Origin of the sequence: Mycobacterium sp. E740, assembly GCF_001672895.1 — a bacterium.
Lineage (GTDB): Bacteria > Actinomycetota > Actinomycetes > Mycobacteriales > Mycobacteriaceae > Mycobacterium.
The window spans coordinates 23,082-48,197 of record NZ_LZKP01000019.1 but is presented as its reverse complement, the minus strand read 5'-3'; the positions used below and the strand labels follow the sequence as shown (position 1 = coordinate 48,197).

The 25,116-nt window shown below is 68.9% G+C and carries 28 protein-coding genes; 23 read left to right on the top strand and 5 right to left on the bottom strand.

Going from position 1 to position 25,116, the window contains the following annotated elements:
- Nucleotides 1-510: a 2'-5' RNA ligase family protein gene (locus tag A5663_RS01960; RefSeq protein WP_068143343.1), complete on the top strand. Its 510-nt coding sequence runs from the start codon at nucleotides 1-3 to the stop codon at nucleotides 508-510.
- Here the strand turns inward: A5663_RS01960 and A5663_RS01955 are convergent.
- Nucleotides 503-1,066 (bottom strand): TetR family transcriptional regulator, encoded by a 564-nt coding sequence (locus A5663_RS01955; protein WP_068143341.1) that lies wholly within the window; start codon nucleotides 1,064-1,066, stop codon nucleotides 503-505. The genes A5663_RS01960 and A5663_RS01955 overlap by 8 nt on opposite strands.
- A gap of 46 nt (nucleotides 1,067-1,112) precedes the next feature.
- Between A5663_RS01955 and bioB the strand changes: the two genes are divergently transcribed.
- The 3 genes from bioB to A5663_RS01940 are packed head-to-tail and all read left to right on the top strand — an operon-like array spanning nucleotide 1,113 to nucleotide 2,933.
- Nucleotides 1,113-2,108: a biotin synthase BioB gene (gene bioB / locus A5663_RS01950; RefSeq protein WP_068143340.1), complete on the top strand. Its 996-nt coding sequence runs from the start codon at nucleotides 1,113-1,115 to the stop codon at nucleotides 2,106-2,108.
- Nucleotides 2,109-2,130: 22 nt separating this feature from the next.
- Nucleotides 2,131-2,322 carry a hypothetical protein gene (locus tag A5663_RS01945; RefSeq protein WP_068143338.1) on the top strand — a complete coding sequence of 64 codons (192 nt, stop codon included), beginning with the start codon at nucleotides 2,131-2,133 and terminating at the stop codon, nucleotides 2,320-2,322.
- Nucleotides 2,319-2,933 (top strand): DUF2567 domain-containing protein, encoded by a 615-nt coding sequence (locus A5663_RS01940; RefSeq protein ID WP_068143337.1) that lies wholly within the window; start codon nucleotides 2,319-2,321, stop codon nucleotides 2,931-2,933. The genes A5663_RS01945 and A5663_RS01940 overlap by 4 nt, the downstream gene beginning before the upstream one ends.
- On the opposite strand, the gene A5663_RS01935 is transcribed toward A5663_RS01940, so the two are convergent.
- Nucleotides 2,890-4,227 carry a lipase family protein gene (locus A5663_RS01935; RefSeq protein WP_068143334.1) on the bottom strand — a complete coding sequence of 446 codons (1,338 nt, stop codon included), beginning with the start codon at nucleotides 4,225-4,227 and terminating at the stop codon, nucleotides 2,890-2,892. The two genes, A5663_RS01940 and A5663_RS01935, sit on opposite strands and share 44 nt — an antisense overlap.
- A 42-nt stretch (nucleotides 4,228-4,269) precedes the next feature.
- Nucleotides 4,270-4,962 carry an NUDIX domain-containing protein gene (locus tag A5663_RS01930; protein ID WP_068143332.1) on the bottom strand — a complete coding sequence of 231 codons (693 nt, stop codon included), beginning with the start codon at nucleotides 4,960-4,962 and terminating at the stop codon, nucleotides 4,270-4,272.
- Nucleotides 4,963-5,009: 47 nt separating this feature from the next.
- On the opposite strand from A5663_RS01930, the gene nadA reads away from it, so the two are divergent.
- From nadA to A5663_RS01910, 4 genes are read left to right on the top strand one after another with little or no spacing between them, the layout of a single operon-like run.
- Complete coding sequence (gene nadA, locus A5663_RS01925) at nucleotides 5,010-6,023, top strand: quinolinate synthase NadA (RefSeq protein WP_068143401.1); 1,014 nt, start codon at nucleotides 5,010-5,012, stop codon at nucleotides 6,021-6,023.
- Nucleotides 6,020-7,585: an L-aspartate oxidase gene (locus A5663_RS01920; protein WP_068143330.1), complete on the top strand. Its 1,566-nt coding sequence runs from the start codon at nucleotides 6,020-6,022 to the stop codon at nucleotides 7,583-7,585. Before nadA ends, A5663_RS01920 begins: the two co-directional genes overlap by 4 nt.
- On the top strand, nucleotides 7,585-8,442 hold the full coding sequence (nadC, locus tag A5663_RS01915; RefSeq protein ID WP_068143404.1) for a carboxylating nicotinate-nucleotide diphosphorylase: 858 nt from the start codon (nucleotides 7,585-7,587) through the stop codon (nucleotides 8,440-8,442). Before A5663_RS01920 ends, nadC begins: the two co-directional genes overlap by 1 nt.
- A gap of 20 nt (nucleotides 8,443-8,462) precedes the next feature.
- Nucleotides 8,463-8,945 (top strand): hypothetical protein, encoded by a 483-nt coding sequence (locus A5663_RS01910; RefSeq protein WP_068143328.1) that lies wholly within the window; start codon nucleotides 8,463-8,465, stop codon nucleotides 8,943-8,945.
- 1 nt (nucleotide 8,946) lies between these two features.
- Here the strand turns inward: A5663_RS01910 and A5663_RS01905 are convergent, their stop codons facing one another.
- Nucleotides 8,947-9,357: a nitroreductase family deazaflavin-dependent oxidoreductase gene (locus A5663_RS01905; RefSeq protein WP_068143326.1), complete on the bottom strand. Its 411-nt coding sequence runs from the start codon at nucleotides 9,355-9,357 to the stop codon at nucleotides 8,947-8,949.
- Nucleotides 9,358-9,393: 36 nt separating this feature from the next.
- Between A5663_RS01905 and hisD the strand changes: the two genes are divergently transcribed.
- The 9 genes from hisD to A5663_RS01860 are packed head-to-tail and all read left to right on the top strand — an operon-like array spanning nucleotide 9,394 to nucleotide 16,785.
- Nucleotides 9,394-10,737 (top strand): histidinol dehydrogenase, encoded by a 1,344-nt coding sequence (gene hisD / locus A5663_RS01900; RefSeq protein WP_197503264.1) that lies wholly within the window; start codon nucleotides 9,394-9,396, stop codon nucleotides 10,735-10,737.
- The gene (locus A5663_RS01895) at nucleotides 10,734-11,864 is read left to right on the top strand and encodes a histidinol-phosphate transaminase (protein ID WP_068143324.1); all 1,131 of its coding nucleotides are present in this window, start codon (nucleotides 10,734-10,736) and stop codon (nucleotides 11,862-11,864) included. The genes hisD and A5663_RS01895 overlap by 4 nt, the downstream gene beginning before the upstream one ends.
- The gene (hisB, locus tag A5663_RS01890) at nucleotides 11,858-12,469 is read left to right on the top strand and encodes an imidazoleglycerol-phosphate dehydratase HisB (RefSeq protein WP_068143320.1); all 612 of its coding nucleotides are present in this window, start codon (nucleotides 11,858-11,860) and stop codon (nucleotides 12,467-12,469) included. Before A5663_RS01895 ends, hisB begins: the two co-directional genes overlap by 7 nt.
- The gene (gene hisH, locus A5663_RS01885; protein ID WP_068143318.1) at nucleotides 12,466-13,086 is read left to right on the top strand and encodes an imidazole glycerol phosphate synthase subunit HisH; all 621 of its coding nucleotides are present in this window, start codon (nucleotides 12,466-12,468) and stop codon (nucleotides 13,084-13,086) included. The genes hisB and hisH overlap by 4 nt, the downstream gene beginning before the upstream one ends.
- 5 nt (nucleotides 13,087-13,091) lie before the next feature.
- Nucleotides 13,092-13,835, top strand: coding sequence for a bifunctional 1-(5-phosphoribosyl)-5-((5-phosphoribosylamino)methylideneamino)imidazole-4-carboxamide isomerase/phosphoribosylanthranilate isomerase PriA (gene priA, locus A5663_RS01880; protein ID WP_068143316.1), 744 nt, complete (start codon nucleotides 13,092-13,094; stop codon nucleotides 13,833-13,835).
- Nucleotides 13,836-14,651 carry an inositol monophosphatase gene (locus A5663_RS01875; RefSeq protein ID WP_068143313.1) on the top strand — a complete coding sequence of 272 codons (816 nt, stop codon included), beginning with the start codon at nucleotides 13,836-13,838 and terminating at the stop codon, nucleotides 14,649-14,651.
- The gene (hisF, locus tag A5663_RS01870; protein ID WP_068143310.1) at nucleotides 14,651-15,433 is read left to right on the top strand and encodes an imidazole glycerol phosphate synthase subunit HisF; all 783 of its coding nucleotides are present in this window, start codon (nucleotides 14,651-14,653) and stop codon (nucleotides 15,431-15,433) included. Before A5663_RS01875 ends, hisF begins: the two co-directional genes overlap by 1 nt.
- Nucleotides 15,430-15,777, top strand: a complete 348-nt coding sequence (gene hisI / locus A5663_RS01865; RefSeq protein ID WP_068143308.1) for a phosphoribosyl-AMP cyclohydrolase — start codon at nucleotides 15,430-15,432, stop codon at nucleotides 15,775-15,777. Before hisF ends, hisI begins: the two co-directional genes overlap by 4 nt.
- A 9-nt stretch (nucleotides 15,778-15,786) precedes the next feature.
- Nucleotides 15,787-16,785 (top strand): alpha/beta hydrolase, encoded by a 999-nt coding sequence (locus tag A5663_RS01860; RefSeq protein WP_068143306.1) that lies wholly within the window; start codon nucleotides 15,787-15,789, stop codon nucleotides 16,783-16,785.
- Here the strand turns inward: A5663_RS01860 and A5663_RS01855 are convergent.
- Entirely contained in the window at nucleotides 16,773-17,237 is a 465-nt protein-coding gene (locus A5663_RS01855; protein WP_068143396.1) for a peroxiredoxin, read from the bottom strand. The two genes, A5663_RS01860 and A5663_RS01855, sit on opposite strands and share 13 nt — an antisense overlap.
- Nucleotides 17,238-17,369: 132 nt before the next feature.
- Between A5663_RS01855 and A5663_RS01850 the strand changes: the two genes are divergently transcribed.
- The 6 genes from A5663_RS01850 (at nucleotide 17,370) to lgt (ending at nucleotide 25,100) form a co-directional block, all read left to right on the top strand.
- Nucleotides 17,370-18,899, top strand: a complete 1,530-nt coding sequence (locus A5663_RS01850) for an anthranilate synthase component I (RefSeq protein ID WP_068143304.1) — start codon at nucleotides 17,370-17,372, stop codon at nucleotides 18,897-18,899.
- Complete coding sequence (locus tag A5663_RS01845; protein ID WP_068143303.1) at nucleotides 18,896-19,489, top strand: TIGR02234 family membrane protein; 594 nt, start codon at nucleotides 18,896-18,898, stop codon at nucleotides 19,487-19,489. Before A5663_RS01850 ends, A5663_RS01845 begins: the two co-directional genes overlap by 4 nt.
- A gap of 72 nt (nucleotides 19,490-19,561) precedes the next feature.
- Nucleotides 19,562-20,380, top strand: coding sequence for an indole-3-glycerol phosphate synthase TrpC (trpC, locus tag A5663_RS01840; protein WP_068143301.1), 819 nt, complete (start codon nucleotides 19,562-19,564; stop codon nucleotides 20,378-20,380).
- Nucleotides 20,381-20,383: 3 nt separating this feature from the next.
- Nucleotides 20,384-21,643 carry a tryptophan synthase subunit beta gene (gene trpB, locus A5663_RS01835; RefSeq protein WP_068143300.1) on the top strand — a complete coding sequence of 420 codons (1,260 nt, stop codon included), beginning with the start codon at nucleotides 20,384-20,386 and terminating at the stop codon, nucleotides 21,641-21,643.
- On the top strand, nucleotides 21,640-22,428 hold the full coding sequence (gene trpA, locus A5663_RS01830; protein WP_068143299.1) for a tryptophan synthase subunit alpha: 789 nt from the start codon (nucleotides 21,640-21,642) through the stop codon (nucleotides 22,426-22,428). The genes trpB and trpA overlap by 4 nt, the downstream gene beginning before the upstream one ends.
- A complete protein-coding gene (gene lgt, locus A5663_RS01825) occupies nucleotides 22,425-25,100 on the top strand; it encodes a prolipoprotein diacylglyceryl transferase (protein ID WP_068143297.1) in 2,676 nt (891 codons plus the stop codon). Before trpA ends, lgt begins: the two co-directional genes overlap by 4 nt.
- Nucleotides 25,101-25,116: the final 16 nt, after the last annotated feature.

The window sequence follows — 25,116 nt, the reverse complement described above, 5'->3', positions numbered from 1 at the left end:
ATGGTGCATTCGGTCGAGTTGGTTTTCGATCCGGACACCGAGGCCGCGATCCGCCGGATCTGGGACGACCTGCGCGACGCGGGAATTCGCAGTCAGGCGCCGGCCAGTCGCCCGCACGTCACCTTGACGGTCGCCGAGCGGATCGACCCTTCGGTCGATGAATTGCTTCGCTCGCTGACGGATCGGTTTCCGCTGCCGTGCCGGATCGGCGCGCCACTGGTGTTCGGCCGCACGCAGCTGATCCTGACGCGGCTGATCGTCCCGACAGCCGAATTGCTGGCGCTGCACGCCGATGTCTACCGGCTGTCTCTGCCGCACATGCAGCCAGGACCGATGACGAACTCAGCACCCGGACAGTGGACCGGTCACACGACATTCGCGCGACGAGTGCAGGGCAATCAGCTCGACCGAGCACTGCGGATCGCGGGGCGACCGTCGGAGATCACGGGCAGCTTCGTCGGGCTGCGTCGCTGGGACGGCAACGCCCGCATCGAGCACCCGCTCAGCTGAACGCCCGGTCGGCGACGCTCAGGCCGTTGACGAGCAGACCCACCCCGAACCGGAAGCGGGCGCTGGGATCTTCGGTCAGCACCGACTGGTCGTCCGGCAGTTCGGCACCCGCGGCGTCCCACTGCAGGCGTGACTGCTCGTCGACGGTGAACCCGAGCACGTAGTAGACGACCGTGCGCGCGGCCAGCTCGGCGCGGGCCGCCGGAACGCCCGCCTCCTCGGCGGCCGCGGCGAGCGTCGCGAGGATCTGCGACATCGCCGCAGACTGCCCGGCTGCGAAGCTCGCTGACACCAGCTCTGCGCCGTCGGTGTGCGACAGCAGCGCATCGCGCAGCCGATCGCACACGTCGACGATCCCCGTCGCAGCGGGCACCCCGTCCAGGATCCGGTCAGCCACGGCGCCGAGGAGCTGCTGCTTGTTGGCGAAATGCCAGTACAGCGCGCCAGGGGAGACCGCCAGATCGCGCGCGAGCCGTCGCATGGTCAGGTCGGCCAGGCCGTAGCTGTCCAGAAGCGCCGTCGCCGCATCGACGACGTCGCGTTTGTGGAGCTGCACGCCGGTACCTTAACCTGAACACCGTTCAAGACGAGAGGAAAACCAGGTGAGCGACATCTTGGCGGTGGCCCGCGAGCAGGTGCTGGAACGCGGCGAAGGCCTGAACCAGGACCAGACGCTGCAGGTGCTGCAGCTTCCGGACGATCGCCTCGACGACCTGCTCGCCCTGGCGCACGAGGTCCGTATGGCCTGGTGCGGGCCCGACGTCGAGGTCGAGGGCATCATCAGCCTCAAGACCGGCGGGTGCCCCGAGGACTGCCACTTCTGTTCCCAGTCAGGGCTTTTCGCTTCGCCGGTGCGCAGCGCGTGGCTGGACGTCCCGAGCCTGGTGGAAGCGGCCAAGCAGACCGCGAAGACCGGTGCGACGGAGTTCTGCATCGTCGCCGCGGTGCGCGGGCCCGACGAGCGGCTGCTCGCGCAGGTCGCCGCCGGCATCGAGGCGATCCGCGACGAGGTCGACATCCAGATCGCCTGCTCCTTGGGCATGCTCAGCCAGGAGCAAGTCGACCGCCTCAAAGAGATGGGCGTGCACCGCTACAACCACAACCTGGAGACTGCGCGGTCGTTCTTCACCAACGTCGTCACCACGCACACCTGGGAAGAGCGCTGGGACACCCTGCAGATGGTCCGCGAGGCCGGCATGGAGGTCTGCTGCGGCGGCATCCTCGGCATGGGCGAAACGCTGGAGCAGCGCGCGGAATTCGCGGCCGACCTCGCCCAGCTGGATCCGCACGAGGTTCCGCTGAACTTCCTCAACCCGCGCCCGGGTACCCCGTTCGGCGACCTGGAGGTGCTGCCCGCCGCCGATGCGCTCCGAGCCGTGGCGGCGTTCCGGCTGGCGCTGCCCCGCACGATGCTGCGCTTCGCGGGCGGCCGGGAGATCACCCTGGGCGATCTGGGCGCCAAGAAGGGCATCCTCGGCGGCATCAACGCGGTGATCGTCGGCAACTACCTCACCACGCTCGGCCGGCCGGCCGAGGCGGACCTCGAACTGCTCGACGACCTGCAGATGCCGATCAAAGCCCTCAATGCCACTCTGTGAAGCCGGCCTGTAGGCAACGCCCATGACGTTCAACGTCTACACCGGTGAACCCGACGGCACCTCCGTGCCGACCGCTGCGCGGCTGGGCTTGGAGCCCCCGCGTTACTGCGCCGAGTGCGGGCGGCGGATGATCGTGCAGGTACGCCCCGACGGCTGGTCCGCTCGCTGCTCGCGGCACGGCCTGACCGACTCCAAGGACCTCGAACAGCGATGAATGACGTTGCCGCTCCTAAGTTTTCGCGGGCTCGCGCGGCGTTGACCGTGTTGGTGACATCGGCGGCGACGGGTGTGCTGATCGGGGCGCTGTGGTCCTGGCTGGCGCCGCCGGTCCACGGTGTGGTGGCGCTGACGCGCGACGGCGATCGCGTACGCGCCTATCTGGGCGACGAAGGCGACCATTTCTTCGTCGCGGCTTTCCTGCTCGTCGGGATGCTCTGTGTCGTGGCGGTCGTCGCCGCGGTGCTGGTGTGGCAGTGGCGTGCGCACCGCGGGCCGGTGATGACGGCGGCGCTGGCGACCGGGTGCATGCTGGCGGCGGGCGTGGCCGCCGGGCTCGGCGCGCTGCTGGTGCGTCTGCGGTACGGGACGATCGACGTGGCCGGGGCTCCGGTCACGCCCGAACATCGAGTGCACTACGTCGTGGAGACGCCGCCGGTGTTCTTCGGGCATTCACCGCTGCAGGTCGCTTTGACGGTGCTGTTTCCGGCCGCGGTCGCCGCGCTGGTGTACTCCTTCATGGCGGTGTCCGCGGCACGCGACGATCTGGGCGCCTGGCCGCCGGTCACAGCGGAGAGCGCTCCACCTTCCGCCCCGACATCACTTTGACGGCGATCTTGGCCAGCCGCGCCATCCCGACGTAGGTCATCGGGTTCAGCAGCGTCGGCCAGGTGGTGCGGACCAGGTGTTCCGAGGTTGGTTTGCCGTCGAACCGGTCGATCAGCCAGCGCAGCGCCATCGGCGCCGACATCGGGTGCAGCAGCATGTGCTCGCTGAACAGATCGCGGTGGTAGGTGACCGAGGCGCCGCCCGAGCGGTAGATCTCGCTCAGCTCGTCGATGTCGTCGACCGAGACGATCTTGTCGTGGACGGCCTGCACGATCAGCACGGGCGGGGTGGGCACCGCCGTACCGAGCTTGATGCTGTCGAAGACGTGCTTGACCTCGGGCATGTCCAGGATCTCGGTGAGCGGCCGGTCGACGAGCTTGCCCATGTCCATGCCCGCGAAGCGCAACACGGCCTGCGCCGTGGTCATGTTCTCGATGCGCAGCAGCATCGCCTTGCCGGCGTCGGTGGCGTGCTCCTGGATCACCCGGTCGAGTTCCGGATACACGTGGGTCAGCGCCGCCACCACCATCGCGGGCAGTCCCGAGTACAGGCTGCCGTTGAGCCGGCGGTAAGCGTGGCCCAGGTCGGCCACGGGGGAGCCCAGCACCGCGCCGACGATGTCGAGCTCGGGGGCGTACTGCGCGTGCATCTCCGCGGCCCACGCCGACGCCAGGCCGCCACCCGAGTAGCCCCACAGCCCGATCGGAGCGGACGGGCTCAGCCCGAGCCGCTCGCAGCTCACGGCCGCACGCAGGCCGTCGAGGATGCGGTAGCCGGGCTCATACGGCGTGCCCCACCAGCCGTGCGGTCCTTCGTGGTCGGGCACCGAGACCGCCCAGCCCTCGGCGAGCGCGGCGGCGATCAGCAGGAACTCGAACTGGGCCAGCGCGCCCGGGGCCAGCGCCTTGCGGCGCAGTGCGTACGACGGGAAGCAGCGGGAGCTGACCGCGTCGATGGCGCACTGGTACGAGATCACCGGGATCACCGCCCGCTTCGTGCGCTCGGCCGGCACGATCACGGTGGTGACAGTCGCTTCCGGGGCACCGTTCATGTCGGTGGTGCGGTACAGCAGTTGCGTGGCGGTGAACTTCTGCGGGACGAGACCCAGGAAGGCCAGTTCGACGTCGCGACTGCGCAGCACGGTTCCCGGCTCGGCGTGCTGAAAACCGCTCGGCGGTTCGTAGAACGGGTCGTCGGCGGGCAGCCGCGGGCGGGCGCCGCGGGACAGCTCCTCGTGCGGTACGTGCCCGATCCAGTCGGCACCTGATGCTGGCGCGGCGTTGCCCAGAGACATTCGGCCATTCTTGCTTAAGAGAGCGTTAAGAATCCAGTCGACTCACCCGGGCGGGCGAAGTGCGGCGAATTCGTCGGTCACCCGGTAGCGCGCTTCGGTGAACCGGTACAGGGCCGCGGGCCTGCCACCGCTGCGCCCGGACCGCGCCGTGGTGCCGGTGCGGGTGATGACGTTGCGCCGTTCGAGCACACGTTGCAGATTGGTCGCGTCGACGCTGTGGCCGAGCGCGGCGCTGTAGATGTCCCTCAAGCTCGACAGCGCGAATTCCGTTGGCGCCAAGGCGAACCCGATGTTCGTGTACGACAACTTGGCGACGAGCCGGGTGCGCGCGTGTTCGACCATGGTGCCGTGGTCGAACGCCATCGGCGGAAGGTCGCTCACCGGGTGCCAGCGGGTGTCCGGCGGCAGCTCCGGCGTCGCGGGGGAGGGCACCAGGCCGAGGAACGTCGACGCGATCGTCCGCACGCCGGGCACGCGGCGCGGATCGGAGAACACCGCGAGCTGCTCGAGGTGAGCAAGCTCACGCAGGTCCACCTTCTCGGCCAGTTGCCGCCGCACCGAGCTGATCAGGTCCTCGTCGTCGCCGAGCCGCCCGCCGGGAAGGGACCACCTGTCGCGCTGCGGGTCGAGCGCTCGCTGCCACAACAGCACGTGAAGTGCCGGTTTGCGGGCGGCCAGTTCGCGAACCTGGAACACGGCGGCGAGCACCTCGTGTGCGGTGCTAGTATGGGCCATGTTTTCGATTGTAAGTCGAAAACTCGGATTTGACGAAGGGGATGGCCATGACGGTGCTCGACATCATCGACGGTCCGACCGGCTATTCCGGCGTCGACGGGGACGAGCGGTGGGCCGCCGAGGTCCGCCGCCTCGCCGACCTGCGCGGCGCGACGCTGTTGGCGCACAACTACCAGTTGCCCGCGATCCAGGACGTCGCCGACCACGTCGGTGACTCGCTGGCGTTGTCGCGAATCGCCGCCGATGCGCCCGAGGACACGATCGTGTTCTGCGGCGTGCACTTCATGGCCGAGACGGCCAAGATCCTGTCCCCGGACAAGACCGTGCTGATTCCCGACCAGCGGGCCGGCTGCTCGCTTGCCGACTCCATCACCGCCGAGCAACTGCGCGCATGGAAGGCCGAGCACCCCGGCGCCGTCGTGGTCTCCTACGTCAACACCACGGCAGCGGTGAAGGCCGAGACCGACATCTGCTGCACCTCGTCGAACGCCGTCGAGGTGGTGGCGTCGATCCCCGAGGACCGGGAGGTGCTGTTCTGTCCTGACCAGTTCCTCGGCGCCCACGTGCGGCGCGTCACCGGCCGCACGAACCTGCATGTGTGGGCGGGCGAATGCCACGTGCATGCGGGCATCAACGGCGACGAGCTCGCCGACCAGGCCCGCACCCACCCCGACGCCGAACTCTTCGTGCACCCCGAATGTGGCTGCGCCACATCGGCGTTGTACCTCGCCGGCGAGGGCGCTTTTCCGGAGGACCGCGTCAAGATCCTGTCCACCGGTGGAATGCTGGACGCCGCACGTGAGACCGGGGCGCGTCAGGTGCTGGTTGCCACCGAGGTCGGCATGCTGCACCAGTTGCGCCGCGCCGCACCGGATGTCGACTTCATGGCGGTCAACGACCGGGCATCGTGCAAGTTCATGAAGATGATCACGCCCGCCGCGCTGCTGCGGTGCCTGGTGGAGGGCGCCGACGAGGTCGACGTCGATCCCGAGACCGCTCGACTGGCGCGGGCCAGCGTCCAGCGCATGATCGCCATCGGTCAGCCCGGCGGCGGCGAATGACGCGCGCGGCCGCCTGCGGTTCCGGCCGCTGGTCGGGTCATTGGCAGCAACGCGCCGACGTCGTGGTGATCGGTACGGGCGTGGCGGGCCTGGTCGCCGCGCTCGCGGCACACCGACGGGGCCGAAAAGTCATGGTGCTCAGCAAGACCCCTGACTCTGCGACGTTCTACGCCCAGGGCGGGATCGCGGTGGTGCTGCCGGAGGCGTTGCGGGAAGACGGAGACTCGGTCGATGCCCATGTGGCCGACACGCTGGCCGCGGGCGCGGGCTTGTGCGACCCCGATGCCGTGCGCTCGATCGTCGCCGACGGTTACCGCGCGGTCGTCGAATTGGTCAGCGACGGAGCGCGTTTCGACGAGACGGTGCGGGGATCGTGGTCGCTCACCCGTGAGGGCGGCCATTCGCGGCGCCGGATCATCCACGCCGGCGGCGACGCCACGGGCGCGGAGGTGCAGCGGGCGCTCGACAGTGCGTCGGCCACGTTGGACATCCGCCACAACCACGTCGCGGTCGAGATCCTGCACGAGGCCGGCGCCGTCACCGGCGTTCTGGTGCTCAGCGACGACGGCCTCGGGGTCGTACACGCCCCTTCGGTGATCCTCGCGACCGGCGGACTGGGTCATCTGTACTCGGCCACTACGAACCCCGACGGGTCGACCGGAGACGGTGTCGCGCTTGCGATGTGGGCGGGCGCACCGGTCAGCGACATCGAGTTCATCCAGTTCCACCCGACCATGCTGTTCGACGGTCACAACGCGGGACGGCGGCCGCTGATCACCGAAGCGGTCCGCGGCGAGGGCGCCGTACTCGTGGATTCGCAGGGACGTTCGGTCACCGCCGGTGTCCATCCGATGGGCGACCTGGCGCCGCGCGATGTCGTTGCGGCAGCGATCCACGCTCGGCTCGAGGAGACCGGTGCACCGTGTGTCTTCCTCGACGCGAGGCGGATCGACGGCTTCGCGAAGCGGTTCCCGACGGTGACCGCGGCCTGCCGGGCGGCGGGCATCGACCCCACCCTGGAGGCTATTCCCGTGCTTCCCGGCGCGCATTACAGCTGCGGCGGCGTCGTCACCGACGTGCACGGGCGCACCGACATCGCCGGGCTGTTCGCCGCGGGCGAGGTGGCGCGTACCGGGATGCACGGTGCGAACCGGCTGGCCTCCAACAGCCTGCTCGAAGGCCTCGTCGTCGGCGGCCGGGCCGGAAATGCCGCTGCCGCACACGCTTTGGCCGCCGGACCGGTGGCGGCGCGGCCACCGGAGCCCGTGGTACGGCGAGCCCTTCCGCGCGCCGTTCTCCAGCGGGCGATGACGAAGAACGCCGGGGTGGTGCGCGACGCCGACGGTTTACGGGTCCTGGCCGCCGATTTGGACGCCGCACCGCCGCGTGCGATCGGTTCGCGCGCCGACTTCGAGGACGCGGCGTTGACGACGACCGCAGCAGCCGTCGCGGCCGCGGCGCTGAGCCGTACCGAATCTCGCGGCTGTCATCACCGGCGCGACTACCCGCTCACCGACCCCGCACAGGCGCGAGGTCTGGTCGCGGCCGGAGTGTGCTGCTGATGGAGCTGAGTGCCGACGAGCTCACCGAGGCTCGCAGGGTGATCGCGCGCGGACTGGAAGAAGATCTGCGCTACGGACCCGATGTGACCACGCTCGCCACTGTGCCGGCGGACGCGAGGACCACGGCGTCGATGGTGGCGCGCGAGGCGGGCGTGATCGCCGGGGTGGACATCGCACTGCTCGTTCTCGACGAAGTGCTCGGGTCTGAGGGTTATTCAGTCAAGGACCGCGTCGAGGACGGTGCCCGGCTGGAGCCGGGCGGCGTCGTGCTGACGGTCGAGGCGCCCACCCAGGGACTGCTCACCGCCGAGCGGACCACGCTGAACCTGGTCTGTCATCTCTCCGGTATCGCCACCGCGACGGCGGCGTGGGTGGACGCGGTGTCCGGGACCGCGGCGAAGGTCCGCGACACCCGCAAGACTCTGCCGGGCCTGCGGGCGCTGCAGAAGTACGCGGTGCGTGTGGGCGGCGGCGTCAACCACCGGATGGGCCTCGGTGACGCGGCGCTGATCAAGGACAACCATGTCGCCGCCGCCGGATCGGTCGTGGCGGCGCTGCAGGCCGTGCGCGCAGCCGCCCCCGACGTCGAATGCGAAGTCGAGGTGGACTCGCTCGAGCAGCTCGACGAGGTGCTCGCCGAGAAGGTCGAGCTGGTGCTGCTGGACAACTTTCCGGTGTGGCAGACGCAGATCGCCGTGCAGCGCCGCGATTCCCGGTCGCCGGCAACGAAGCTGGAATCGTCCGGCGGGTTGTCGCTCGACAGCGCCGCCGAGTACGCCGGCACGGGCGTCGACTACCTCGCGGTCGGCGCGCTCACCCACTCGGTGCGGGTCCTCGATATCGGGCTCGATCTGTAACGGCCACTACCATCGGTCGCGTGGATGAGGACTCGTCGCGCCGTCTCACTCTGCTGGCCACCGCCAGCCTGGTCATCGCGGTGGCTGCCTTGGCCGTCGCCGGGTGGACGCTGTACGAGTCGAGGACGTCGGAGCCGAAGTACGACGCCACGCAGATCGCTGACGCCAAGTCCAAGGCGTGCGGCGCGGCCGACATCGTCCGCAAAGGCATCTCGCTCAACACGAACCTGCGGCCGGCGGGCGGCCCGCAGGACGTCACCGGAGCACAGGCCGTCGCGGCCAACGCGCGCATCTCGCTCTACGACGGCGGTCAGTACCTACTGCAACGGCTGGATCCGGCCACCCCGGCCGAGCTCGCCGAGAAAATCCGCCAGTTCGCGAACAACCTGTCGGACATCGGCGCCCATGCCACCGCGGGCGTCCCGAACGACGACCCAGACCAGTCGAAGCGGCTGTCCGACGCCGACGCCGAGAACAACGCGATCACCGCGCTCTGCAGTTGAGTCAGGCGACGTCGGCGACGAAGATCGCCATCCGCCCCGCCTGCATCCGCGCCATCGCCGGCAACCCGTCGGGATTGCTGCCGGCCGGCAGGATCCGCGGATTCACCAGGTGAAGAGTGCGGCGCACGAGGTGCAGATCGGCTTCGCCGGCGGCCAGGACGTTCTTCACCCAGTCGGTTTTCCCGTGTCCGAGCGCGATGGCCACGGTGTCGCCCTTCCGGTAGGCAGTGACGATCGTCTCGTAGGGCTTTCCGGACTTGCGGCCCCGATGTTCGATCCTGGCCATTCCCGGCATCAGCCGCGAGAACGGCCTGATCAGCCGGTTGAGGTACTTGACCTGCAGGTTTTCGAACCACGGCGGGAACACCATCGGCACGCCAGGGGCGTTGTTGGGATGCTCACTGGCTCGCATGGCGCCTCCATAACCGATTTGGTCTGCTCTGGGAGAATGGACAGCGTGAATCTATCGCCGGGGCCGATCGCCCGCATCGACTTGCGCGGCGCGCGTCTGTCTGCCGCAGGGTTGCGGGCCGCGTTGCCGCGCGGCGGCGTGGATGTCGACGCGGTGGTGCCGCGGGTCCGTCCCATCGTCGACGCGGTCGCCGAGCGTGGCGCGGCAGCGGCACTGGAGTTCACCGAGACGTTCGACGGCGTGCGGCCGGCGCGGGTCCGTGTGCCGGCCGAGCGCCTCGCCGCCGCGCTGGCCGACCTGGACTCGAACGTCCGCGCCGCGCTCGAGGTCGCGATCGAGCGCGCCCGCGCCGTGCACGCCGACCAGCGCCGCTCCGACACCACCACGACGCTGGCTCCCGGCGCAACGGTCACCGAGCGCTGGGTGCCGGTGGAGCGGGTCGGGCTCTATGTGCCGGGTGGCAACGCCGTCTACCCGTCGAGCGTGGTGATGAACGTGGTGCCTGCGCAGACCGCGGGGGTGGACTCGCTCGTCATCGCCAGCCCGCCGCAGGCCGACTTCGAAGCGCTGCCGCACCCGACCATCCTGGCCGCCGCGGCGCTGCTCGGCGTCGACGAGGTGTGGGCGGTCGGCGGAGCGCAGGCCGTCGCGCTGCTGGCCTACGGCGGCACGGACACCGACGGCGAGGAGCTGGCGCCCGTCGACATGATCACCGGCCCGGGCAACATCTATGTGACCGCCGCCAAGCGCATCTGCCGGTCACAGGTGGGCATCGACGCTGAGGCCGGTCCCACCGAGATCGCGATCCTGGCCGACCACACCGCCGACCCGGCCCACGTCGCGGCTGACCTGATCAGCCAGGCCGAGCACGACGAGATGGCGGCCAGCGTGCTGGTCACGCCCAGCGTCGAATTGGCCGACGCCACCGACCGCGAACTGGCCAACCAGCTCGAGACCACGGTGCACCGCGAACGGGTGAGTGCGGCGCTGGGTGGCAAGCAGTCGGCGACGGTGCTCGTGGACGACCTCGAGGCGGGCGTCCGCACCGTGAACGCCTATGCCGCAGAGCATCTGGAGATCCAGACGGTCGATGCACGCGAGGTGGCCGGCCGCATCCGGTCGGCCGGCGCGATCTTCGTGGGTCCTTACGCACCGGTCAGCCTCGGCGACTACTGCGCGGGCTCGAACCACGTGCTGCCGACGGCGGGTTGTGCCCGGCACTCGAGCGGGCTGTCGGTGCAGACGTTCCTGCGCGGCATACACGTCGTCGACTACGACGAGGCAGCGCTCAAAGACGTGTCGGGACACGTCATCACGCTCGCCGAAGCCGAGAACCTGCCCGCGCACGGGGAAGCGGTGCGGCGGAGGTTCGAACGGTGACCGTCGGCGAGAAGGTGACCCTCGACGGGCTGCCGCTGCGCGAAGACCTGCGCGGCAAATCCCCTTATGGGGCACCGCAGTTGGACGTGCCGGTGCGGCTGAACACCAACGAGAACCCGCACCCGCCGACGCAGGCGCTCATCGACGACGTGGCGGCATCGGTCGCCGCGGTCGCGGGCGACCTGCACCGCTATCCGGACCGTGACGCGGTGGCGCTGCGGGCCGACCTGGCCGCCTACCTCTCGGCGCAGACCAGAACGGCGATCAGTACGGAGAATGTCTGGGCGGCAAACGGTTCCAATGAGATACTGCAGCAGCTCCTGCAGGCGTTCGGCGGCCCCGGCCGCAGCGCGATCGGATTCGTGCCGTCCTACTCGATGCACCCGATCATCTCGGACGGCACCCAGACCGCATGGCTGGTGGCCAACCGCGCCGACGACTTCGCTCTCGACGTCGATGTCGCCGTCGCGGCCGTCGCCGCGCACACCCCCGACATCGTGTTCGTCGCAAGCCCGAACAACCCGTCGGGGCAGAGCGTTCCGCTCGACGATCTGCGCCGCCTGCTCGACGCGATGCACACCGGCGTGATGATCGTCGACGAGGCCTACGGCGAGTTCTCGTCCCAGCCGAGCGCGGTGCAGCTGATCGACGAGTTCCCGGCCAGACTCGTCGTCACCCGCACCATGAGCAAGGCGTTCGCGTTCGCCGGCGGCCGGCTGGGGTACCTCATCGCCGCGCCCGCGGTGATCGACGCGATGCTGCTGGTCCGGTTGCCCTATCACCTGTCGTCGGTCACCCAGGCCGCCGCCCGCGCCGCGCTGCGGCACGCCGACGACACGCTGGGCAGCGTGGCCACCCTCATCGCGGAACGCAACCGTGTCACAGATGCGCTGTCGGACATGGGCTTTCGGGTCATCGTCAGCGACGCCAACTTCGTGTTGTTCGGTGAGTTCGCCGACGCGGCCGCCACCTGGCAGCGCTACCTCGACGCGGGAATCTTGATCCGCGACGTCGGCATACCCGGTTATCTGCGGGCCACCACCGGGTTGGCCGAAGAGAACGACGCGCTGCTGGCCGCCAGCGCCCGGCTCGCCTCCACCGAACTCGTCAAAGTAGGAGCATCGTGACCCGTCGCGCGAGAATCGAACGCAAGACCAAGGAGTCCGACATCGTCGTCGAACTCGATCTCGACGGCACCGGCAGCGTGCAGGTCGACACTGGCGTGCCGTTCTTCGATCACATGCTGACCGCGCTGGGCAGCCACGCGAGCTTCGACCTGACGGTGCACGCCAAGGGCGACGTGGAGATCGAAGGCCATCACACGATCGAGGACACCTCGATCGTGCTGGGCCAGGCGCTGGGCCAGGCGCTCGGCGACAAGAAGGGAATCCGCCGGTTCGGCGACGCCTGGATCCCGATGGACGAGACGCTGGCGCACGCCGCCGTCGATGTGTCCGGCCGGCCGTACTGCGTGCACACCGGCGAGCCGGATCACTTGCTGCACTTCACGATCGAAGGTTCGCAGGCGCCTTACCACACGGTCGTCAACCGGCACGTGTTCGAGTCTTTGGCGATGAACGCGCGCATCGCGTTGCACGTGCGCACCATTTACGGCCGCGACCCGCACCACATCACCGAGGCCCAGTACAAGGCGGTCGCGCGTGCGCTGCGTCAGGCCGTCGAATTGGACCCGCGGGTTATCGGTGTGCCGTCGACGAAAGGCACACTGTGACAGTTAAAGTCGTCATCCTCGATTACGGCTCGGGGAACCTGCGCTCGGCACAGCGGGCGTTGGAGCGCGTCGGCGCCGACGTCACGGTGACCGCAGACGCGGATGCGGCGCGCGGCGCCGACGGCCTCGTGGTCCCCGGCGTAGGCGCGTTCGAGGCATGCATGGCCGGGCTGCGCAAGATCGACGGCGCGACGCTCATCGCCGAGCGGGTGGCGGCGGGCCGTCCGGTGCTGGGCGTCTGCGTCGGCATGCAGATCCTGTTCTCGCGCGGCGTGGAGTTCGGCGTGGAGAGCACCGGTTGCGGGCAGTGGCCCGGCGCGGTCGTGCGACTCGACGCGCCGGTGATCCCGCACATGGGCTGGAACGTCGTGGACGCACCCGAAGGCAGCACGTTGTTCGCCGGGATGGATGCGGGCACGCGGTTCTACTTCGTGCACTCGTACGCCGCCCAGCAGTGGGAAGGCGATCCGGCTGCGAAGCTGACCTGGGCCACCCACAGCGTGCCGTTCCTGGCGGCCGTGGAGGACGGACCGCTGTCGGCCACCCAGTTCCACCCGGAGAAGAGCGGCGACGCCGGTGCCGCGTTGCTCGCCAACTGGGTGAAGGCACTAGGTTGACCGACGTGCCGCAGCGATTGATTCTTCTTCCCGCCGTCGACGTGGTCGAGGGCCGCGCCGTGCGCCTGGTGCAAGGCCAGGCCGGCAGCGAGACCGAGTACGGCTCGGCGCTGGAGGCCGCGCTGACCTGGCAGCGCGACGGCGCGGAGTGGATCCACCTCGTCGACCTAGACGCGGCGTTCGGCCGGGGCAGCAACCGCGAACTGCTGGCCGAGGTGGTCGGCAAGCTCGACGTGGCAGTCGAGTTGTCCGGCGGAATCCGCGACGACGACTCGCTGTCGGCGGCGCTCGCAACGGGCTGCGCCCGCGTCAACCTCGGCACCGCGGCGCTGGAGAATCCGCAGTGGTGCGCGAAAGTGGTCGCCGAACACGGCGAGAAGGTCGCCGTGGGGCTGGACGTGAAGATCGACGCAGCCGGCGATCACCGGCTGCGCGGCCGCGGCTGGGAAACCGATGGCGGCGACCTGTGGGAGGTGCTCGAACGGCTGGACCGCGAAGGCTGTTCGCGGTTCGTCGTCACCGATGTCACCAAGGACGGCACCCTGAACGGGCCCAACCTCGAGCTGCTGTCGAAGGTGACCGAGCGCACCGACGCACCGGTCATCGCGTCCGGCGGGGTGTCGAGCCTCGACGACCTCGAGGCCATCGCGACGCTGACCGATCGCGGCGTCGAGGGGGCGATCGTCGGAAAAGCCTTGTACGCCGGGCGGTTCACGCTCCCCGAGGCACTGGCCGCGGTGGAGCGGTAGATGGCGCTCGGCGAGGCAGACCTCGACGCACTCGTCGCCGAGGCGGCGCAGATCCTCGACGATGCCGCGAAGCCGTTCATCGAGGGCCACCGAGCGGATTCGGCGGTGCAGAAGAAGGGCAACGACTTCGCCACCGAGGTGGACCTCGCGATCGAGCGGCAGGTCGTCGATGCGCTTACCGCCAGGACCGGAATCGCGGTGCACGGTGAAGAGTTCGGCGGCGCCGATCTGGACTCGCCGCTGGTCTGGGTGCTAGACCCCATCGACGGCACGTTCAACTACGCCGCCGGTTCGCCGATGGCGGCGATCCTGCTCGGTCTGGTGCGTGACGGCGATCCGGTGGCCGGTTTGACGTGGGTGCCGTTCACCGGTGAGCGGTTCACCGCGGTCCTCGGTAAACCGTTGCGCAGCAACGGGATCGACCAGCCGACGTTGAAGCCCGCGGATCTCTCGGACTCGGTCGTCGGGGTGAGCACGTTCAACGTCGACTCCCGGGGCAGGGTGCCGGGGCGTTACCGCTTGGCGGTGATCGAAAGCCTGAGCCGTCAGTGCTCGCGGATGCGCATGCACGGCGCCACGGGCATCGACCTCGCGTACACGGGAGCCGGGATCCTCGGTGGCGCCATCAGTTTCGGTGGTCACGTGTGGGACCACGCCGCGGGTGTCGCGTTGATCCGCGCCGCCGGTGGTGTGGTGACCGACCTGGCCGGCAACGACTGGACCGTCAAGTCGCCGTCCGCCCTGGCCGGAGTGCCCGGAGTCCACGGGCAACTGCTGGATCTGCTGCGCGCGGTCGGCGACCCCGGGGACTTCTGATGGATCCGAAGGACCTCGCGGTCCGCATCATCCCGTGCCTGGATGTCGACGACGGCCGGGTGGTCAAGGGCGTCAACTTCGAAAACCTCCGTGACGCAGGCGATCCGGTGGAGCTGGCGGCGGCGTACGACGCCGAGGGCGCCGACGAGTTGACCTTCCTCGACGTCACCGCCTCGTCTTCCGGTCGGGCCACCATGCTCGAGGTGGTGCAGCGGACCGCCGAGCAGGTGTTCATTCCGTTGACGGTCGGCGGCGGCGTGCGGTCGGTCGCCGATGTCGACGTGCTGCTGCGGGCCGGGGCCGACAAGGTCGCGGTGAACACCGCCGCGATCGCCCGCCCCGATCTGCTCGGCGAGCTGTCCCGGCAGTTCGGTTCGCAGTGCATCGTGTTGTCGGTCGACGCACGCACCGTTCCGCAGGACCAGCAGCCGACAGCGTCGGGGTGGGAGGTCACCACGCACGGCGGCCGGCGCGGCACGGGCATCGACGCCGTCGAATGGGCCACGCGCGGAGCGGAACTCGGTGTCGGCGAGATCCTGCTGAACTCGATGGACTTCGACGGCACCAAAGCCGGTTTCGACCTTCCGATGATCGAGGCGGTGCGCGGAGCCGTCAACGTTCCGGTCATCGCGAGCGGCGGAGCGGGCGCCCCTGAGCATTTCGCACCGGCTGTTCTCGCCGGAGCGGATGCCGTGTTGGCCGCCAGCGTGTTCCACTTCCGTGAGCTCACCATCGGACAGGTGAAGGACGCGATGGCGGCGGAAGGGATCGTGGTGAGGTGAGCCTGGACGCAGCGATCGCGTCGCGACTCAAGCGCGACGCCAACGGGTTGATCACCGCGGTGGTGCAGGAACGTGGCACCGGGCAGGTGTTGATGGTGGCGTGGATGGACGACATCGCGCTGGCGCGCACCCTGGAAACCCGTCGTGCGACGTACTTTTCGCGCTCGCGCCAACAGCACTGGGTGAAGGGTGAGACGTCGGGCCACACGCAATACGTGCACTCGGTGCGGCTCGACTGCGACGGCGACACCGTGCTGCTCGAGGTCGACCAGGTCGACGGCGCGTGCCACACCGGCGACCACAGTTGCTTCGACGCCGACGTGCTGCTGAGCCCCGACGGTTAGATTGGCGGCGTGAAAAAGACCGCTGGTGCTGCCCTCCTTGCCGTCGCTGCGCTCGCTGTTCGTCGCTATGCGTCTTTCCGGGAACCGCTTTCAGCAGCACTGCCCGAGCTCCGCAGCCGTGGATTGCCGTTCGTCACCGTCACCTACAACGCCCGATCCCTGCCTCTGCTGCGCGCGGTGTACCGGACGAAGAGTGCACCCGGACCCGGCGTCGAGGTCACCGAACACCACGTCGGCCCGAACGCGTTGCGGGTACTCGTCACGACGCCCCAGGACGGCCGCGTCCTGCGTCCCGCCGTGCTCATGCCCCACGCCGGGGGCATGATCGTCGGCTCCCCCCAGTTGGAGCTGCGCACCTGCGGCCGGCTGGCCCGTGAGTTGGGGGCCGTCGTCGTCGCACCGGCCTATCGCCTGGCCCCCGAGCATCCCTTCCCGGCAGCCCTCGACGACTGCATGACCACACTTCGCTGGATGCGCGACAGCGCCGGCGAATTGGGCATCGATGCCGACCGCATCGCCGTTGCCGGGTTCAGTGCCGGTGGCGGACTTTCGGCGGCGATCGCCCAGCGCAGCCTCGACGAGGGAATCCCGCTGCGGGCGCAGGGACTCGTGTATCCGATGCTCGACGATCGCACCGTGCTGAACGACGATTTCGGGGGACGGGGCCGCCTGTCATGGACGCCGGCGTCGAATCGATACGCGTGGACGGCCTACCTCGGCCGGGAGCCTCGGGTGTCGGACGCGCCGCCCTACGCAGCACCCGCGCGCCGCGACGATCTGTCCGGACTTCCGCCGGCCTGGATCGGCGTCGGCGAACTCGATCTGTTCCTCCCCGAATCGGTGGAGTACGCCGAGCGGCTACGCGCGTGCGGCGTCCCGTGTGAGCTCGTCACCGTTCCGGGGATGTACCACGCGGCCGACGGATACGCGCCGGAATCGGCCCCGATGAAGGACTTTCAGCGCGGCCTCACCGACCACTTACGGACACACCTGCTTCACGCGGACTGACGCTCGCGCAGCACCTCGAGTGCCTTGTCGGCATGGCTGTCCATGCTGATCTCCGAGGCGATCACGGCCAGCACCGTGTGATCGGTGTCGATCACAAACGTCGTCCGCTTGACGGGCATGAACTTCCCGAGCAGGCCCCGCTTCACGCCGAACTGCGTCGCGACCGTGCCGTCGGCGTCGGACAGCAGCGGATAGTCGAAGCGCTCCTTGTCGGCGAACTTCGCCTGCTTGTCGACCGCGTCGGTGCTGATGCCGACCCGGCTCGCGCCCACCGCGGCGAACTCCGCTGCCAGATCACGGAAGTGGCAGGCCTCCTTCGTGCAACCCGGCGTCATCGCGGCCGGATAGAAGAACAACACGATCGGCCCGTCGGAGAGCAACTCGCTCAGACTTCGCATCTTGCCCGTCTGGTCGGGCAGTTCGAACTCGGCAACTCGGTCACCCTGTTTCATGAGGGTCACGCTACGCCGCGCGCCGGACCGACGTTTTGGCTGGTTTTCGGCCGTCGGATCGACCATTGCGTCGGTTTCAAGGGCCGACGCACGCTACGCCGAGGCCCGGAACGCGTCTGGGACACTTGATGCGTGCAGACCACCGCCGACTCGCTGGCGAACACCACATCGCGCGAGGACTTCCGGGCGCTTGCCGCCGGGCACCGTGTCGTGCCGGTGACCCGCAAGGTGCTCGCCGACAGCGAGACACCGCTGTCGGCGTACCGCAAGCTCGCCGCCAACCGGCCGGGGACGTTCCTGCTGGAGTCGGCCGAGAACGGGCGCTCGTGGTCGCGTTGGTCATTCATCGGCGCGGGCGCCCCGTCGGCGCTCACGGTGCGCGACGGCGAGGCGGTGTGGCTGGGCACCACGCCGAAGGACGCCCCGCAGGGCGGTGACCCGCTGCAGGCGCTCCGCGCGACACTGCAACTCCTCGAAACCGAACCGCTGCCGGGTCTGCCGCCGCTGTCCAGCGGACTGGTCGGCTTCTTCGCCTACGACATGGTCCGCCGGCTGGAGAAGCTGCCGTCACTGGCCGTCGACGACCTCGGCCTGCCGGACATGCTGCTGCTCCTGGCCACCGACATCGCGGCCGTCGACCACCACGAGGGCACGATCACGCTGATCGCCAACGCCGTCAACTGGAACGGCACCGACGAGCGCGTGGACTGGGCGTACGACGACGCTGTGGCCCGCGTCGACGTCATGACGGCGGCGCTCGGCGAGCACCTGCCGTCGTCCGTCGCGACGTTCGGCAGACCGGAGCCGTCACACCGGGCGCAGCGCACGCTCGAGGAGTACGGCGCGATCGTCGAGAAACTGGTGCGCGACATCGAGGCCGGCGAGGCCTTCCAGGTGGTGCCGTCGCAGCGGTTCGAGATGGACACCGCGGCAGACCCACTCGACGTGTACCGGATGCTGCGGGTCACCAACCCCAGCCCGTACATGTACCTGCTCAACGTGCCGAATGAGGCTGGGGGAGCGGACTTCTCGATCGTCGGCTCCAGTCCCGAGGCGCTGGTCACGGTCAAGGACGGCCGGGCGACCACGCATCCCATCGCCGGCACCCGGTGGCGCGGGGCGACCGAAGAAGAGGACCTGCTGCTGGAGAAGGAGTTGCAGTCCGACGAGAAGGAACTCGCCGAGCACTTGATGCTGGTCGACCTCGGCCGCAACGATCTCGGCCGGGTGTGCCGGCCCGGGACGGTGCGCGTCGAGGATTACAGCCACATCGAGCGCTACAGCCATGTCATGCACCTGGTGTCGACGGTGACGGGGCTGCTGGCCGACGACAAGACAGCGCTGGACGCGGTGACCGCCTGTTTCCCGGCGGGCACGTTGTCGGGTGCGCCGAAGGTGCGGGCGATGGAGCTGATCGAGGAGGTCGAGAAGACGCGCCGCGGGCTCTACGGCGGCGTGCTCGGCTACCTCGACTTCGCGGGCAACGCGGACTTCGCAATCGCCATTCGCACCGCGCTGATGCGTAACGGCACCGCGTACGTGCAGGCCGGCGGCGGCGTCGTCGCCGACTCCAACGGGCCCTACGAGTACACCGAGGCCGCCAACAAGGCGCGCGCGGTGCTCAACGCGATCGCCGCCGCGGAAACGCTGACCGAGCCGTGATCCGGGTTGCGCAACTAGGGCTGGTGCTCGCCGCCGCGGCGCTGTGGGGGGCGTCGCGGATGACCTGGGTCGACGTCACGTCGTTCGACGGGCTGGGGCAGCCCAGAACGGTCGCGCTGTCGGGGGCGACGTGGTCCACGGCGCTGGTGCCGCTGGCCGTCCTGCTGGTGGCTGCGGCGGTTGCGCCGCTGGCCGTGCGCGGGTGGCCGTTGCGGATCCTGGCGGTGCTGGTCGCGGTCGCCAGCGCGGGCACGGCGTATCTGGCGATCAGCTTGTGGGTGGTCAAGGACGTGGCGGTGCGGGCCTCGCACATCGCCGAGGCTCCAGTCGCCGACATCGTCGGAACACAGCGGCACTACGCCGGGGCGGTGGTCACGCTGGTCACCGCGATCCTCGCGCTCGGATGCTCGGTGTTGTTGATGCGGGCCGCGGGTCGGGAGCGCTCCGGTGCGGCTCGGTACACGCGTCGCGCGGTCCCTTCACCTGACGAAACGGCAGGCCAGATGTCCGAACGCGAGATCTGGGACGCCCTCGATGAGGGCTCGGATCCCACGCGGGAGCAGACCGATCCCGACACGAAGGGGCGGTGATCGCAGATGTTGCGGTGGCGGCTACCCTTCGTGGTTGAACATCGTTCTCGTGGGGGAAGGGAAGCGGCAGTCATGAGTTCGGCAACCGTGCTCGACTCGATCATCGAGGGAGTCCGTGCCGACGTCGCCGCCCGGGAAGCCGCGATTCCGCTCGCCGAGATCAAAGCCAAGGCCAAGGATGCGCGGCCGCCGCTGAATGTCATGGCCGCCCTTCGCGCACCGGGCATCGCGGTGATCGCCGAAGTGAAGCGTGCCAGCCCGTCACGTGGTGAGTTGGCCGCGATCGCGGACCCGGCGAACCTGGCCAGTGCCTATGAGAGCGGTGGGGCGCGGATCATCAGCGTGCTCACCGAACAACGCCGGTTCAACGGTTCACTCGAGGATCTCGACGCGGTTCGGGCCGCGGTTTCAATTCCGGTGCTGCGCAAGGACTTCATCGTCCGGCCGTATCAGATCCACGAGGCCAGGGCACACGGTGCCGACATGCTGCTGCTGATCGTGGCCGCGTTGGAGCAGCCGGTGCTGGAGTCGCTGCTGGAACGCACGGAGTCGCTGGGCATGACCGCGCTGGTCGAGGTGCACACCGAAGAGGAGGCCGACCGCGCGCTTTCGGCGGGCGCCGCCGTAATTGGCGTCAACGCCCGCGATCTGAAGACTCTGAACGTCGACCGGGACTGCTTCGCGCGTATCGCGCCGGGTCTGCCGACCGATGTCATCCGCGTTGCAGAGTCGGGGGTCCGCGGCACCGCCGATCTCCTGGCGTACGCAGGGGCAGGCGCAGACGCGGTGCTCGTCGGTGAGGGGCTGGTCACCAGCGGTGATCCCCGCAGTGCCGTCGCCGATCTGGTCACCGCAGGCAGGCATCCGTCGTGCCCGAAACCCTCGCGCTGAGAAGTGGCCGATCTCGCCGGGCCTGAGCTGCCCCGTTCCAGCGCGGCGGTCGCCGAGCCGTCCACCCATGACCCGGACGAGCGCGGCCACTTCGGCGTGTACGGCGGAAGATTCGTCGCCGAGGCGCTGATGGCGGTGATCGAGGAGGTCACCGCTGCCTACGAGAAAGCCCGCGGCGATCAGGCCTTCCTCGACGAGCTGGACCGGCTGCAGCGTCATTACAGCGGTCGTCCGTCGCCGCTGTACGAAGCCGAACGACTCTCAGAACATGCCGGTGGCGCACGGATCTTCCTGAAGCGGGAAGACCTGAACCACACCGGTTCCCACAAGATCAACAACGTCCTGGGCCAGGCCCTGCTCGCCAAGCAGATGGGCAAGAACCGGGTGATCGCCGAGACGGGCGCGGGCCAGCACGGTGTGGCCACCGCCACCGCGTGCGCGCTGCTCGGCTTGGAGTGCGTGATCTACATGGGCGCCGTCGACACCGCTCGCCAGGCACTCAACGTCGCGCGGATGCGGTTGCTCGGTGCGACGGTGGTGTCGGTCGAGGCCGGCTCGAAGACGTTGAAGGACGCGATCAACGAGGCGTTCCGCGACTGGGTCACCAACGCCGACAACACGTATTACTGCTTCGGCACCGCGGCCGGACCTCATCCGTTCCCGACGATGGTGCGCGACTTCCAGCGGGTGATCGGGCTGGAGGCGCGCGCCCAGATCCAGGCGCAGGCCGGCCGGTTGCCCGACGCGGTGACAGCGTGCATCGGCGGCGGATCGAACGCGATCGGTATCTTCCACGCGTTCATCGATGACCCCAACGTGCGGCTGGTGGGATACGAAGCCGCGGGCGACGGTGTCGAAACCGGCCGCCACGCAGCGACTTTCACGGGCGGTTCGCCGGGCGCGTTCCAGGGCTCGTTCTCGTATCTGTTGCAGGACGAAGACGGCCAGACCATCGAATCGCATTCCATCTCAGCGGGTTTGGACTATCCCGGCGTAGGGCCGGAGCACGCGTATCTCAAGGACATTGGTCGCGCGGAGTATCGCCCGATCACCGACACCGAGGCGATGGACGCGTTCTCGTTGCTCTGCCGGACCGAAGGCATCATTCCCGCGATCGAGTCCGCGCACGGCGTCGCCGGGGCGCTTGCGCTGGGCCGAGAACTCGGACCCGGCTCGATCGTGCTGGTGAACCTGTCCGGGCGCGGGGACAAAGACGTCGAGACGGCGGCGAAGTGGTTCGGATTGCTGGACGGTGACAGATGAGTCGGCTGGCTCCGATGTTCGATGCATGCCGGGGCGAGGGACGCAGCGCGCTGATCGGTTACCTGCCGACCGGATTTCCCGATCTACCGTCGTCCATCTCGGCAATGACCAGCCTCGTCGAGAACGGGTGCGATCTGGTGGAAGTCGGTGTGCCGTACTCGGATCCGGGGATGGACGGTCCTACCATCGCCGCAGCGACCGAAGCCGCACTGCAAGGCGGTGTGCGGGTGCGTGATTTACTCGCCGCGGTCGAGGCGATCAGCAACGCCGGTGGACGAGCGGTCGTGATGACCTATTGGAATCCTGTGCTGCGCTGGGGTATCGATGCTTTCGCCCGAGACCTGGCATCGGCAGGGGGACTCGGGGTCATCACACCTGACCTGATCCCCGACGAGGCCGCCGACTGGATGGAAGCGTCCGAGGTCCACGATCTGGACCGAATCTTTCTGGTTGCGCCGTCGTCCACCCCTGAACGGCTGGCGATGACCGTGAACGCGTCGCGCGGATTCGTCTACGCGGCATCAACGATGGGAGTGACCGGTGCGCGCGATGCGGTTTCGACGAACGCACCTGAGCTGGTGCGTCGGGTGAAGGCGGTCTCGGATGTCCCGGTGGGTGTCGGTCTCGGTGTCCGGTCGGGACCTCAGGCCGCCGAGATCGGCGCCTATGCGGACGGGGTGATCGTCGGGTCGGCGTTGGTGTCGGCGCTGCAGAACGGTGTGGAGGCATTGAGAACGCTGACCGCTGAACTCGCCGACGGTGTCAGGCAGAGGATCACTGCGTGACGACGACTCTGCTGGCCGCGTTCCCCAGCCCAGCCCAAGGCGTTTGGCACCTCGGTCCTTTCCCCGTTCGGGCATATGCGCTCTTCATCATCGCCGGCATCGTGGCCGCGTTGATCATCGGTGACCGACGCTGGGAGGCCCGCGGCGGCGAGCGCGGGGTGATCTACGACATCGCCTTGTGGGCGGTGCCGTTCGGGTTGATCGGTGGCCGGCTCTACCACGTGATCACCGACTGGTGGCGCTATTTCGGCGACAACGGCGCCGGTCTGGTCGGGGTGATCCGAATCTGGGACGGCGGCCTGGGGATCTGGGGCGCGGTCGCTCTCGGCGGTGTCGGCGCATGGATCGCCTGCCGTCGTCGAGGTATTCCGCTGCCCGCCTTCGGCGACGCGATCGCGCCGGGAATCATTCTGGCCCAAGGGATCGGCCGGATCGGCAACTACTTCAACCAGGAGCTGTACGGCGGTCCGACGACGCTGCCGTGGGCGCTGAAGATCTACGAGCGACGAGACGCCGCGGGCATGGTGGACAACCTCAACGGTGTCTCGACCGGCGAAGTCGTGCACCTGGTGCATCCGACGTTCCTCTACGAACTGCTGTGGAACTTCTTCGTTTTCGCGGTTCTCATCTACGTCGACCGGCGGTTCAGAATCGGGCACGGCCGGCTTTTCGCGCTCTATGTCGCGGGCTACTGCCTGGGCCGGTTCTGGGTTGAGCTGTTGCGCGCTGATGACGCGACGTTGATCGAAGGCGTGCGGATCAACTCCTTCACCGCGACGTTCGTGTTCATCGGCGCCGTCGTGTACATCATGGCCGCGCCGAAGGGCCGAGAGGACCCCGCGACGCTCAAAGGCAAGGCTCGTGACGACGCGACGCCTGTCGAAGCGCTCACCGAGGAGTTGGCCGCCGTTGCGGCGACGACGGGAGTGGTGGCGGCCGCGAGAGCTGCGGCCGCGGACGAGGAAAGCAGCCCCAAGGCTGAGGCGCTCACCGCGGACGTCGAGGAGGGCTTTGAGCCCTCGGCCGACGATCTTTCGGCGGAGGAACTCGGCGCCGATGTTGCCGGCGTGCCGGCAGACAGCGTCGAAGACGCTGAGGAGTTCGCGCTCGAAGGCTCCGAATCTGATGTGGAGGCCGTCGCTGACATAGAGGCCGTCGCCGAGGCCGAAGCCCTGGCCGAGGAGGTCACCGGAGCCCCGGCGGAAGACATCGCCGAAGCGGAGGAGTTCGCAGCGGCCGGAGAGGGCGCTGACGGCGGTGGAGTAGGCGCCGTAGAGGGGGAGGAAGCCAGCGACGCTCTTGTCGAAGCGGCACAGGCACATGAGGTCGCGGTGGAGGCCGAGGCAGCGGCTGGAGCTGTGGCAGCCGAAGCAGCGGCGGCGGCTGACCAGCCCATCTTCGCCGAAAGGCCGAAGTCATGGCTGAAGAGATGGCCGAAGCGTCGGTCCAAGACATCGCCGGCACCTGCCGTGGAGGCGGTCGCTGAGGCCGATGCCCTTGCGGACGATGTCGCTGAGGCACCCGCGGAGGAGATCGTCGAGGCCGAAGATTTCGCAGAGGCCGGTGAGGGCGCGGACATCGGTGGTGTGGGTGCGGTCGAGGGTGAGGAAGCCAGCGACGCTCTCGCCGACGCTGCCGAGGCCCATGAGGCGGCCGTCGAGGGTGAGGCTGATGCTGAGCAGTTGACAGACGATGTCGTCGACGAGTCGCGAGAGTCGGAATCCGGCGGTGCCGACGTGGACGAGCCGTCCGAGGACGGTGATGGCGCTGATGTCGGTGGTGTGGGTGCGGTCGAGGGTGAGGAAGCCAGCGATGCGCTCGCCGATGGGGCCGAGGCGCATGAGGCGGCCGTCGAAGGTGAGGCTGATGCTGAGGCGTTGCCCGACGATGTGGTCGAGGAATCGACTGAGACCGATGAGGGCGCTGAGGTCGGCGGTGTGGGCGCGGTCGAGGGTGAGGAAGCCAGTGATGCGCTCGCCGATGCGGCCGAGGCACATGAGTCAGCTCTCGAGGGCGAGGCTGCCGCCGAGCAGTTGACAGACGATGTGGCCGATGAGCCGAAAGAGCCGGAACCCGACGAGTCGCCGAAATCGGCTGAGGGTGCTGACGATGCTGACGTCGGCGGGGTAGGCGCTGTCGAGGGCGAGGAAGCCGGCGATGCTATCGCCGATGCGGCCGAAGCTCATGAGGCAGTCGTCGAGGGCGAGGCTGTGGCTGAGGAGTTAGCCGACGACGCGCAGGAATCGGGCGGGGCCGACGGAAGCGCCGACACCGGCGGGGTAGGTGCGGTCGAGGGTGAGGAAGCCAGCGACGCGCTCTCTGACGCGGAGGAAGCCCATGAGGCGGCCGTCGAGGGTGAGGCTGTGGCTGAGGAGTTAGCCGACGACGCGCAGGAATCGGCTGAGGCCGACGGAAGCGCTGATGTCGGTGGCGTGGGTGCGGTCGAGGGTGAGGAAGCCAGCGACGCACTCTCTGACGCGGCCGAGGCACATGAGGCGGCCGTTGAGGGCGAGGCTGCGGCCGAAGCCTTGGCAGATGAGGCAGAGGAATCGAGCCAGGCTTCTGACCCCGAGGATGGGGCAGCAACCGCGGCACCGGCCGACGAGGACGGCCCAATGGAGAAACCCGGGGGTCGGCTGCGCCGCTGGGCGCGTCGGCGCCGAAACCGCTGAACCGCAGGTCATTCCG